Below are 12080 nucleotides of genomic sequence, written 5' to 3' on the forward strand. Positions count from 1 at the left end.
CATATTCATTTTGAAAAGAAACACATGCGCTTAAGAAGACGAGTCCAAATAGTAGAACAGAGAATAAAGCCTTTTTCATTTGTTCACCTGCTTTTGTTATTTCAAATCAATACACCATAATGTAACTAATATGTTTGTAAGTATATTATCATTTTTTTATGTTCATAAAAACGATTAAGTTAAAAATTAAGAAAAATATGATAATATATGTATGTAGTATTTTAAAACAAATGGGGGAACAATTGTGAAAATGAATGACATAGTGGCAAGTACACCATTGCCAAATACAATCAAAACAATTACAAATGATTTAAAAAAATTAGGGTTAGAAAAAGGGATGACGGTTATTGTACATTCTTCGTTAAGTTCTATTGGCTGGGTATCAGGCGGAGCAGTTGCAGTAGTAGAGGCGTTAATTGAGGTTATTACAGAAGAGGGAACTATTATTATGCCAACTCAGTCTTCGGATTTATCTGATCCAAAACATTGGTCAAGACCACCTGTACCTGAAGAATGGTGGCAAATTATTCGGGATAACGTACCAGCATTTGAGCCACATATAACACCAACAAGGGCAATGGGAAAAGTAGTTGAATGTTTTCGTACATATCCGAATGTATTACGTAGCAACCATCCATTAGGAAGTTTTGCTGCATGGGGAAAACATGCAGCAGAAATAACGATGAATCAATCACTATCAATGAGTTTAGGAGAGGAATCTCCATTAAGAAAAATATATGATTTAGACGGGTACATATTATTAATTGGTGTTGGATATGATTCCAATACTTCTGTGCATCTATCAGAAGTCCGTTCTGGTGCATGTGAGTTAATAAAAGTAGGGGCACCTATTATAGAAAATGGTGAAAGAGTATGGAAAGAATTTGTTGATATGGATTACGATTCTGACAAATTTGTAGAAATTGGTGTAGAGTTTGAGCAAAAGGGAATCGTAACAATGGGGAAAATAGGAAACGCAAAGTGCCGTCTTATGAAACAACGTGATATAGTTGACTTTGGAACAGAATGGTTTCGTAAGAAAAATTAGTAAGGGATGGTTACAATGAAGGGGAAAAAGGTATTAATTACAAGCGGTGGTTGTTTAGAAAAATGGGATCAAGTACGCGGACATACAAATATGGCAAAAGGAACAATTGGAAGAATAATCGCCGAAGAGCTTATAAGTAAAGGGGCCCATGTTATATATTTACATGGTTATTTTGCGGAGAAACCAAATGATATAAACAACCAATTAGAATTACACCCATTTGAAGGAATTGTTGATTTACAAGATAAAATGAAAAGTATCATTACGCATGAAAAAGTTGATGCAGTTATTATGGCAGCGGCTGGATCTGATTGGGTTGTGGACAAAATTTGTGATCAAGAGGGCAATGTTCTTGATATGAATGGAAAAATCTCAAGTGATATAGCGCCAATTATACATTTTCAAAAGGCACCGAAAGTATTAAAGCAAATAAAACAGTGGGATTCAGAAACTGTACTCGTTGGCTTTAAACTTGAAAGTGATGTAAATGAAGAAGAACTGTTTGAAAGAGCGAAAAATAGAATGGAAGAAGCAAAGGCAAGTGTAATGATTGCAAATTCACCACATTCTTTATATTCGCGCGGAGCTGCACACTATGTAATTGGACAAGATGGTAAAGGGAAGTTATGTAATGGAAAAGATGAAACAGCGAAAGAAATTGTGAAAAGGTTAGAGGTATTATGTAATCACATTACCGCTTTATAATTTTAAGTATTTGGATAAGAGTGAATCCGCATAGTATATATTGGTAAGCGAAACTTTAATTTATGGGAATTTTACTTTGACACGAACGTTAACCATTCAATATGGATACATAGAATAATTGGTGAGGAGTGAATTCTATGGAACATTTATTAAAGCAAGCTATTAAACTCCGGAAAGAAAAGAAATATGCGCAGTCTAAAGAGATACTTATTGGATTAACGAACTTTACGAGGGATGCAGAAGTACTTTATCAATGTGCATGGATACATGATGTAATGGGTCTTGAAACAGAAGCTATGCCGTATTATGAACAGGCAATTGCAAACGGTCTTGAAGGTGAGTCGCTTTGCGGCGCATATATCGGTCTTGGTAGTACATATCGTTGTATAGGTGAGTATGACAAAGCAATTACTGTTTTAGAAACAGGTTTGCAGCAGTTTCCAGATAATGATGTGATGAAAGTATTTTTGTCATTAGCGAAATATAACGTAAACGATCATGAATCCGCGATGAAATTATTACTTGAAACAGTCGTAAAAGTAGAAGAAGTTAAAGAATTTGAACGTGCTATTTCGTTTTATAAAGACCATTTAAATGAGGTTTTTAAATAGAGGAGTGAAAGTATGAGTGTCACACTTTCGCGAAGGCGAAAAGGTATATGGATTGGACTCGTATCTTTAATCTTGTTATCAAACTATTTATTATATGCTCTTCCGATTGTACCAGCTGCTCCGAAAGAAGTTGTCCTTGGATCATTATTAGATTGTATGTTTGTAATTCCAATCATTACGTATTTCTTTATTATTCGAAAAAGGTACTCGTTAACGTATATATTTCCTGTTGTAATAGCTGGTTATATATTTGCAAGATTTATTATTCCAAGCGACTATTTACAAGCTTTTTCATACGTTTCTTTTATTATAGTTGCAGGAGAAATTGCTTTTGTATGTGTAGAGTTATTCCTTCTATATAAAATTGTTAGAAAGCTTCCTAACATAATAAAAAAATATAAAGAATATACAAGTGAGTATTCTTCATTTTCTTATGCAATTGATGCTGCGTTTGACGCTACTATGAAAAGAAATAAATTAGTAGATATCATTGTAACAGAGTGTAAGTTAATCTATTATGCATTTTTATCGTGGCGTGAAAAAGTGCCAGAAGGTGAATGTGTATACTCATATCACAAAAAGACTGGTGCAATAGGTGTATATGTCATGATCATCCATGCGACCGTAATAGAAAGTATTGGTTTTCATTATTTACTTCATCAATGGAATCCAGTAGTAGCATGGGTGTTACTTATTTTAAACATATATGCAATGTTTTATTTTTTAGCTGAAATACAAGCAATGCGTAAAAACCCAATTATTGTTACGGAAGAAAAAATAATTATTCAAATTGGATTAGGAAAGAAAATTATTATACCATTTGCACAAATTGATACAATTACGTTTTATAAAGGAGAACTTTTAAAGAAAGAGAAAGAGCTTCTTGACGCAACGGTGATGGAATTTATAAAGGAACCTCCAACATTTGAAATCATACTTAAAGAGCCAATGAAAGCACAATTGTTATATGGATTTTCTAAAACAGTAAGTCGTGTTCACTTAAATGTTGATGAGGAACGGAATTTTTATGATGTGGTGATGGAGAAATTGAATGATGGATAATGCTACTAATTTTCATCATGCGTTCGGTGTGTACGGCATTTGTATCGAAAACAATCACATATTAGTAATCGATAAAATGAAAGGTCCATATAGAAATCGGTATGATCTACCTGGTGGTAGTCTAGAAGATGGGAAATCATTATTAGCTGGACTTCATAGAGAGATTAAAGAAGAGACTGGTCTAAAGGTAACAGTAGTAAAACAAATAGGTACAATTGATTTTCAATTTCCATCAAAGTTTAAGGAGTACACATATGTACATCATATCGCAGTTTTCTACGATGTTGAAAACTGCGAATGTGAATTCGTAGTACCGGAACAATTTGAAGAACAAGATTCATTAGGAGCTAGATGGATTCCTATCGAAAGCATTACAGAAGACAATTCATCTCCGCTTGTATGTAGTGCAGTAGAGTGGCTAAAAATAAATGAGCTTCCATTAGAAATGAAAAAATATGAAACATGGACAGTGAAAAACTCCTTCTAAAATAAGAAGGAGTTTTTATTGTGTATTTGGAGACCAAACACTTCTTTATGACTATATAAATGGATATAATTAAGATTAGAAATAGCATAAGGGGAAACAAAGAATGACTAAATTACTAACACTTAAAAGTAAAATTGTAGAAAGAAAAATCCGGTATGACTCGACAATAGTAGATCACACTTGCTTATTACTTGAAAAGCAGTTGCAAAGTATCGTGTTATTTCATGAGGTTCAGTATTCATTTACAATGACTACACATAGTACGAGTTTAACAATCCCAAAAGGAAGTTACACCATTGCATACTACTGGGAAAATCGTCCGTATAATTTATACATATGGAGAGATAAAAATGGAATGTATGTAGGCTCTTATTTTAATGTTGTAAAAAATACGCAAATAACAGACGAATTCGTGTCATTTGAAGACTTAATTATTGATATATTGGTACTTCCAAGTGGTGAATATTTTATTTTAGATGAGGATGAGTTACCTGAGCCTTTAGAGGGTTTTGAGGGTGGTTATGTGAATGAAGCTCTTAATGTATTAGAGGAAATCATTCAAAAGACGCTTCCTCAAATGATTGTAGAGACAGAAATGGTGTGGTTAAACTAAAGCGATTTGAAAAGAAAATATGTGTTTAATGAAATTGAGTAGTCTTAAGTTATATGATCTAACTTTTTTGATAAGTCTAAGGTTAGGTGTATATTTCTTGAGATTACTCTTTTTTTTGTGGAAACTAATATTGACTGAATATAGTTCAGTCGTTTATGATTGAATCAGATTCAGTCGAGGGTAAAACATAGTAGGAGATGACATATGAAAAGAATATCAAAAGAACCAGATATAAGAAGGCAAGAGTTAATGGATATTGGATTTGAACTATATATGAAAAATGGTATGAAAGGATTTGGAATAAAAGATGTTGTGAATCATGCTGGTGTAGCAACGGGCTTGTTTTATTATTACTTCAAGTCTAAAGAGAATTTTGTTGATGAAGTATTAAATGATTTTATTGTGAAAAATATGGAGTTAATTGAAAAAATACTTGTTTCAAATGAACGATCTGTCATGCAAAAGATGAAAGATTCTCTAAATATATTTTGGACATTTATCGAAAAATTAGCACCTTATAAAAATGCGAGTTCGTTTCAGACGGAACAACATTTTCAACTGGAACAGAAATTATTTACGCGAATGCAGCCATTAATTCGCCAAGTGATTGAAGAAGGGGTGAAAACAGGGGTTTTTAATACTGATAACTCACTATTAGCTTCTGGATTTATTTTATACGGTCTTAGTAGTATTGCCCATTCAGAGGTGAATTTGAATTTAGATACAAAGCAAGAAATGGTTAATTTAGTATTAAATACACTACGATATGATCAAAGAGAAGGAGAATATATATGAAGATTATGATTGATGGAAACAATATTTCAAATGAACAACTTACAAAGTGGAAAAGAGAACGTATGAAAAAAGTTTTCAATACATTAGGACATAAAGAACCAGAATTAAATGATACAGACGTTATGATAAAAAAACTAACGGAACTAAAGTTGAATTATTCGTATAATGAAATGTATGATAAGTTGAAATCAAAACTTAAATTAAGTGAAATGGGTATGCGTATTTGTACAGTTTTATCTGGCGATAGACGAAAATTTTCAAAAACAAATATCTATTTAGATGGGATTACAGCAGAAGAAGCGATAAATGGGATTGATAGTTTTATGCTTGAACAATCACGTGAAAATGATCAAGTGAATTTATCAGCTTGTCCCGATCACTATGTACTAAGACCCTTTGGGGAAAATGAATTAGAGGTTATCGAAACTACTGGTAATTCTCCATTTCCAGTTCAATTTTTTATTGTTTTTGGTAACGAAACGGGATTGAAGACACCTAGAGATAAGTCTTATCAATACCAATCAACAGGTGTTGCACGTATGAAAGACGGTACCACTATTGGTGGAGTTCGACATCAATTCAAAGATACAGATACTGGAATAGAAGTAAGTCTAGTTGTAGAGTTCCCGGCGCTTTGTCCTAATAGTCTTATTAAATCACATCAAATGCATTTAGCATGTGAGTTTTCTTATTGGTTACAATGGATTAAGAACCATAAGAAATAGCTTTCGATGAAAAAACAGTCAACAAGTTTAAACAAATTGTTTGTATGTTTTAATAAAACCGAGTTGACTTATCGGAAATATTTGTATAATATGTACTTAATTCCATTACGTATTGCTGATTGGAGAAACCAAAGGCATTTTATCTATAGATAAAATGCCTTTGGTTTTTTTATTGCATAAAAACTGAATCTGTTCATTTAGATGAATCATTTCAAGGAGGGGGAAAAGTGACTGTATCAATTGATGGAGTATCAAAATATTTTTCGAAACAAACTGGTACTGTTCAAGTATTAGAGAATATTAATTTTCAATTAGAAAAAGGGGATTTTGTCACAGTAATTGGTCCGAGTGGTTGCGGGAAAAGTACATTATTAAAAATTGTTGCTGGTTTAGACAACGATTTTGAAGGTGAAATCATTATTGATGGGGAGCACATAACAAAACCGAGTAAGAAGCAAGGATTTATATTTCAAGAGCATCGTCTGTTTCCGTGGTTAACAGTTGAAGAAAACATTGCAGCTGATTTGTCATTAAAAGATAAGTATGTGAAGGATAAGGTAAAGGAATGGGTTGCAATTGTTCGGTTAGATGGTTTTGAAAAATCATATCCGAAAGAAATATCAGGCGGGATGTCACAACGTGTTGCGATTGCAAGAGCTTTATTAAGAGACCCAAGTGTATTATTACTCGATGAACCTTTTGGAGCACTGGATGCGTTTACGCGAAGTCACTTGCAAGAAGTATTGCTGAATATTTGGGAGCAAAAGAAAACGACAATGATATTTGTTACACACGATATAGATGAAGCGATATATCTTTCGAACCGAATTGTCATCATGAGTGCAAAGCCAGGAGAAATACATAAAGTAATTGAAAATAATTTGTCTTACCCGCGAAATAAAACTTCTCAATCATTCCAACAGCTTCGAACGAAAGTATTACAGCAGTTTGAGCATGGAGGATTGATTCAAACAAGTATATAGGGAAAGGGTGAGTATATATGTATAAGAAATTTAAAGTTCTTTCTTTTACTTTAGCTATATCTTTATTTTTATTCGGATGCGAAAAAAGTACAGCAAGTAGTAAGAAAGAAGATGTAACAGTACAAATTGGTATACAGCAAGGATTAAGCCCGCTCTTACTGGCACAGAAAAAAGGATGGTTTGAAGAAGAGTTTAAAAAAGAAGGCGTTAAAGTGAAGTGGACAGAGTTTCAAAGTGGCCCTCCTTATTTTGAAGCAATTGCATCAAATCGATTAGACTTTGGTGAAGTTGGGAACTCCCCGGTTATTTCAGCACAAGCAGCTGGTATTGAATTTACTGAAATTGCTAATACAAGTTATGCGAGAAAAGGAACAGGGATTCTTGTACAAAAGGATAGCAAGATTACGAGTGTAAAAGATTTGAAAGGTAAAAAAATAGCGGTAGCAAAAGGAAGTAGCGCATTTAATTTATTATATCGCGCGCTAGATAAAGAAGGTATCGATGCAAAAGATGTAAATGTCATTCAGTTACAACCAGATGAAGCGCAGCCTGCATTCGAATCAGGATCAGTAGATGCATGGGCAATTTGGGATCCCTTCATATCGTTACATACGGTAAATAAAGGAGCAAAGGTTATTGCAGATGGTGAACTATTAAATGTTTCTTCTCCAGAGTTTTTAATCGCGAGAACAAAATTTGCGAAAGAACATCCAGAATTAGTTGAGAAATTCCTTGAAGTTTATGAAAAAGCACGTGTATGGCAAGAGTCAAACTTAGATGAAGCAATAAAAATATATACTTCTGCAAAGAAAATAGATGCAGAGATTGTAAAAGAAGTGTTTAATCACGACAAACCTATTTTAGTTCCAGTTACGAAGGAAATAATAGCGGAACAGCAAAAGACAGCAGATTTTCAATATAAGCTCGGTTCTATCAAGAAAGAAATTAAAACAGATAAAGTTGTAGATAATTCTTTCGTAGAAAAAGCGTTAAAGGCGAAGTGAAAAGAGGTTTTGTAAATTGGAAAGTACGAAAGTGGTTATGAAACCAACGAGGATAACGGTCGAGAAAAATAATGTAAAGAATGTACGAAAGTTAAATTTAAAAGTTTTAGTAAGGGCAATTACTATACCGATTATTATATTAATGATTTGGCAGCTGGCCGGCGTATTTGGTCTTGTTTCTAAAACAGTTTTACCAACACCATTAGATATATTTTTAGCTTTTCAAGAACTTATAAAAACAGGAGAGTTATTCGGTCATTTAAGTATTAGTGTATTTAGGGCAGCAGCTGGTTTCTTTATCGGCGGGAGCTTAGGAATCATTTTAGGAACGATTGTTGGATTTTCAACGAGAAGTGAGCAATATTTAGATCCGTCAGTACAGATGTTAAGAACTGTACCTCATTTAGCTGTTGCACCACTTTTCGTATTATGGTTCGGTTTTGGCGAAACATCGAAAGTGTTATTAATTGCAGATGGTGCATTTTTTCCTTTATACGTAAATGCATTTTTAGGGATCAGAGGTGTAGATTCAAAGTTATTTGATGTTGCGAGAGTATTAGAGTTTAGTAAAAGAAAATTAATTACAAAATTAATTTTACCTGCCGCATTACCGAACCTATTACTAGGAGCAAGATTATCACTAGGAGTTGCATGGGTGAGTTTAGTAGTAGCAGAACTTATGGGATCTACTGAAGGTATTGGCTATATGATTATGGATGCAAGGCAATTTTCAAATACAGATATTGTATTTGTCGGTATTATTATTTTTGCGTTCGTTGGGAAGTTTTCTGATTCACTCGTACGTTTACTAGAAGTGAAGTTTTTAAGATGGCGAGATAATTTTAAAGGAGAGACAGGGAATTAACATATAAATTATTAGGGGTAATTTATATAGAGTGTTTTAGTGAATTTTTCAAAATAATTAAGGGGTGTGTAATAGTATGGAATTATTATGGTTTATTCCAGCTTATGGAGATGGTCGATATTTAGGAACAACAAAAAGAGGAAGAGCAGCTGAATATGGTTATTATAAACAAGTTGCACAGGCAGCTGATTATTTAGGATATACGGGTGTGTTACTTCCAACTGGTCAAGGTTGTGAAGATCCATGGGTATTAGCATCGGCACTTGCAGCTGAGACAGAGAAATTAAAGTTTTTAGTAGCAGTTAGACCAGGACTAATGTCACCGACAGTTGCAGCAAGGATGGCATCTACATTTGATAGAATTTCAGACGGGAGACTACTGATTAATGTAGTAGCTGGAGGAGATCCAGTTGAATTACAAGGAGATGGATTATATCTTGAGCATGATGAAAGATATGAAGCAGCGGATGAGTTTTTAAAGGTTTGGAAATCAACATTGCAAGGTGAAACATTTTCTTTAGAAGGAAAACATATTAAAGTTACGGAAAGTAAAGTCGTGTTCCCGCCAGTTCAAACGCCATATCCTCCTATATATTTTGGAGGATCATCCGATGCTGGAAAGGAAGTTGCAGCAGAACATAGTGATGTATATTTAACGTGGGGCGAGCCACCAAAGCAAGTGAAAGAGAAAATAGATGAAGTAAGAAAACTTGCGGAAGAAAAGGGGCGTACGGTTCAATTTGGCATTAGATTACACGTAATTGTAAGAGAAACAGAAGAAGAAGCATGGGAAGAGGCAGAACGTTTAATTCAATATGTAGATAATGAGACAATTGAGCTTGCTCAAAAAACATTTGCAAGATACGATTCAGTGGGGCAAAAACGAATGACACATTTAAATAAAGGAACAAGGGAGTCGCTAGAGATAAGTCCTAACTTATGGGCTGGCATCGGGCTTGTAAGAGGTGGTGCAGGTACTGCGCTCGTTGGGGATCCGCATACAGTAGCAGATAGAATAAAAGAATATGAAGCGTTAGGAATTGATACATTTGTTTTATCAGGATATCCTCATTTAGAAGAGGCATATGAAGTGGCCGAACTGTTATTTCCTTTATTGAAAGAAGATAAGAAACAAGAAAATAAAATTGTTGGTGAAATGATAGCTGATGCATATGCATTAAAAAAAATAGTGAGAAATAAAGTGAAACTTTAATCCTTTGGATGAATTGTCCCAAAGGATTATTAGTTGAACCAATCGGGTATTTACAGGCAGTTTCACCTATGCTTTACTCCATTTTATTTACTGCCTGTTAATACGGGATAAAAAAACTCGCAAGTAAATCACTTGCGAGTTTTCATCGTAAACTATCAGAAAATATGGTAAAATTAAATAGTAACTTAAGGTACGGTTGGTTGTTCAATTATCACTTCTCCAAGTAGGAGGGGGGTGATAATAAGTGAGTGAAATAGCGTTGTTACTGCAAGGTGGACTGTTTCTCGTTGCACTGTTAACGTTCGTCGTCGTTTTAATAGACAAGCTCAAAAAATAACAACCCACCTATGCCGATAGAATGTGGGTTGTTTTGTTTGTAAGAAACAAATAGGATAAATGAACAATCCAATCTGCTAAGTTACGTGGACTAGTGTGTAGCCGCACACTAGTCTTTTTTATTTATATACAATTTATAATTGGTTTATGTGATTGTATTGTTCTTTTCATACTTATTATAACACAGTGTCTTTTCATCAAGAAAGGAGACCGTACGTTCTGTTTTTGTGATTAAATAGAAGGTGCTTTTTCTTTAAAGAGTCCGTCCATATACTGTTTTAAAGTTTGGACATAAAATTCCTGTTTATTTACATTATTGACGCCGACAATTGGTGATGGAAGTTCATATCTCTTTTCGGATAAATGAACGACAACGTCAAAAATATCAAATAGACGAATGAAACAGAACAGGCCATCTTTATCGCTTAATAAAATAAAGTAATGGTTTTCGCTATTTGTATTTAATGTATTCCATAATGAACTTTTGCTTAAATCGCGAACAATGCTCTTTTCTTTTAATTCCATGAAGTCAGCATTTGATAGAATGTTAGAAATATCAATCGCATCTGGATCTTCAAAATAACCATCGACTGCTTGTACAGCGAAAGTATAAGCCATTTTTAATACACTCATTTTATACTTACGGTTATCTAGAAGTAGTTCACGTTGAATAGAGCTAGCTACTTTCGTTACACGTTCTTCTTTCCAGATTTCGTTATGTAGTGAGATATCGTGCTTTTTACATAGTTTCATAATTAATGCATTGGAATAAAGTATTTCGTCACTTACTTCAACAACATCTGTCTCAGCGGCCGCAAGTTCCTCACCATGCTCATTTGTATAGAGGGGGGAGTCAATCTGTTTTTTCATTTGCTCAATCTTAAATTGACTTAATTTATGCCGAATTAAGGGGCGATCAATATTTGTTGTCATTTGTTCATGACAAGTATCACAAATTGAGTTTGTGAAATAATATCCACATAATATTTCTGGGATGACATATTGTTCACTAAGTTCTTTCGTATCTTTTCTGCAAATGATGCATTGTGTCATTTTTATCACCTTTACCTGCAAATTTGTATGTAATCTCATTGTAGTGTATTTATTGGTATTTTGGAATATTGTAAAGGAAAATATTATGTGAAATTGTTACTTATTTTGGTACAATGAAGAGAAGTGCTAGTTTAAAGGAGGACGTTTTTTTGAAATCGAAAGTGCACTTTTGGACATTAGAAGTGCTAATGGTTGTAGCGATCATATTTATTTGCACAAAAATATCGTTTCTATTTCAACCGATTGGTATCTTCATATCAACGTTGTTTTTCCCAATCTTAATCGCGCTTTTTTTATACTTCATATTTAATCCGGTATTAGTCTTTTTGGAGGATAAAAAAGTACCTAGAAATTTAGCGATTTTACTGTTATATCTTTTTATCATAACATTAACTGCGGTTGGAGTGGGAGTAGTAGTTCCAACGATCTCCCAACAGCTAATGGATTTAGTAAAAAATATGCCAGGTTATATAAAAGAGGGAAAAGTATACATACAAGATTTATCCCATCATAGATTGTTTGAATGGTTATCTACACAAAACTATGTTTCCATTGAAACAATTGAAAAAAATGCAATTGA

At 33.6% G+C, this 12080-nt stretch carries 15 protein-coding genes; 14 read left to right on the forward strand and 1 reads right to left on the reverse strand.

Features of this window, described 5'->3' with window-relative positions; genetic code table 11:
• Positions 1-250: 250 nt before the first annotated feature.
• From aacC to KI369_RS29560, 13 genes are all read left to right on the forward strand, one after another.
• A complete protein-coding gene (gene aacC, locus KI369_RS23160; protein ID WP_212957545.1) occupies positions 251-1048 on the forward strand; it encodes an AAC(3) family N-acetyltransferase in 798 nt (265 codons plus the stop codon).
• Between the two features lie 15 nt (positions 1049-1063).
• Positions 1064-1753, forward strand: coding sequence for a phosphopantothenoylcysteine decarboxylase domain-containing protein (locus KI369_RS23165; protein ID WP_212957534.1), 690 nt, complete (start codon positions 1064-1066; stop codon positions 1751-1753).
• Positions 1754-1890: 137 nt separating this feature from the next.
• Complete coding sequence (locus KI369_RS23170) at positions 1891-2364, forward strand: tetratricopeptide repeat protein (protein WP_000400626.1); 474 nt, start codon at positions 1891-1893, stop codon at positions 2362-2364.
• Between the two features lie 12 nt (positions 2365-2376).
• Positions 2377-3426 (forward strand): hypothetical protein, encoded by a 1050-nt coding sequence (locus KI369_RS23175; RefSeq protein ID WP_212957535.1) that lies wholly within the window; start codon positions 2377-2379, stop codon positions 3424-3426.
• Positions 3419-3913, forward strand: a complete 495-nt coding sequence (locus KI369_RS23180) for an NUDIX hydrolase (RefSeq protein ID WP_212957536.1) — start codon at positions 3419-3421, stop codon at positions 3911-3913. The genes KI369_RS23175 and KI369_RS23180 overlap by 8 nt, the downstream gene beginning before the upstream one ends.
• 103 nt (positions 3914-4016) lie before the next feature.
• On the forward strand, positions 4017-4526 hold the full coding sequence (locus KI369_RS23185) for a ribonuclease FAU-1 family protein (RefSeq protein WP_212957537.1): 510 nt from the start codon (positions 4017-4019) through the stop codon (positions 4524-4526).
• A 204-nt stretch (positions 4527-4730) separates the two neighbouring features.
• A complete protein-coding gene (locus KI369_RS23190) occupies positions 4731-5321 on the forward strand; it encodes a TetR/AcrR family transcriptional regulator (RefSeq protein WP_212957538.1) in 591 nt (196 codons plus the stop codon).
• Positions 5318-6046, forward strand: a complete 729-nt coding sequence (locus KI369_RS23195) for a hypothetical protein (RefSeq protein WP_212957539.1) — start codon at positions 5318-5320, stop codon at positions 6044-6046. Before KI369_RS23190 ends, KI369_RS23195 begins: the two co-directional genes overlap by 4 nt.
• A gap of 227 nt (positions 6047-6273) precedes the next feature.
• A complete protein-coding gene (locus tag KI369_RS23200; protein ID WP_212957540.1) occupies positions 6274-7029 on the forward strand; it encodes an ABC transporter ATP-binding protein in 756 nt (251 codons plus the stop codon).
• Between the two features lie 17 nt (positions 7030-7046).
• Positions 7047-8033, forward strand: coding sequence for an aliphatic sulfonate ABC transporter substrate-binding protein (locus KI369_RS23205; RefSeq protein ID WP_212957541.1), 987 nt, complete (start codon positions 7047-7049; stop codon positions 8031-8033).
• A 16-nt stretch (positions 8034-8049) separates the two neighbouring features.
• Positions 8050-8898, forward strand: coding sequence for an ABC transporter permease (locus KI369_RS23210; RefSeq protein ID WP_212957542.1), 849 nt, complete (start codon positions 8050-8052; stop codon positions 8896-8898).
• A gap of 76 nt (positions 8899-8974) precedes the next feature.
• Entirely contained in the window at positions 8975-10111 is a 1137-nt protein-coding gene (ssuD, locus tag KI369_RS23215) for an FMNH2-dependent alkanesulfonate monooxygenase (RefSeq protein WP_212957543.1), read from the forward strand.
• A 244-nt stretch (positions 10112-10355) separates the two neighbouring features.
• Positions 10356-10448, forward strand: a complete 93-nt coding sequence (locus KI369_RS29560) for a putative holin-like toxin (RefSeq protein WP_001289320.1) — start codon at positions 10356-10358, stop codon at positions 10446-10448.
• Between the two features lie 230 nt (positions 10449-10678).
• Here KI369_RS29560 and KI369_RS23220 read toward each other — a convergent pair whose 3' ends face one another.
• The gene (locus tag KI369_RS23220; RefSeq protein ID WP_072181247.1) at positions 10679-11500 is read right to left on the reverse strand and encodes an HNH endonuclease; all 822 of its coding nucleotides are present in this window, start codon (positions 11498-11500) and stop codon (positions 10679-10681) included.
• Positions 11501-11649: 149 nt separating this feature from the next.
• Between KI369_RS23220 and KI369_RS23225 the strand changes: the two genes are divergently transcribed.
• A partial coding sequence (locus KI369_RS23225) for an AI-2E family transporter (protein WP_212957544.1) occupies positions 11650-12080 on the forward strand: 431 nt, incomplete at its 3' end.

It is taken from the genome of Bacillus sanguinis, assembly GCF_018332475.1.
Taxonomy (GTDB): domain Bacteria; phylum Bacillota; class Bacilli; order Bacillales; family Bacillaceae_G; genus Bacillus_A; species Bacillus_A sanguinis.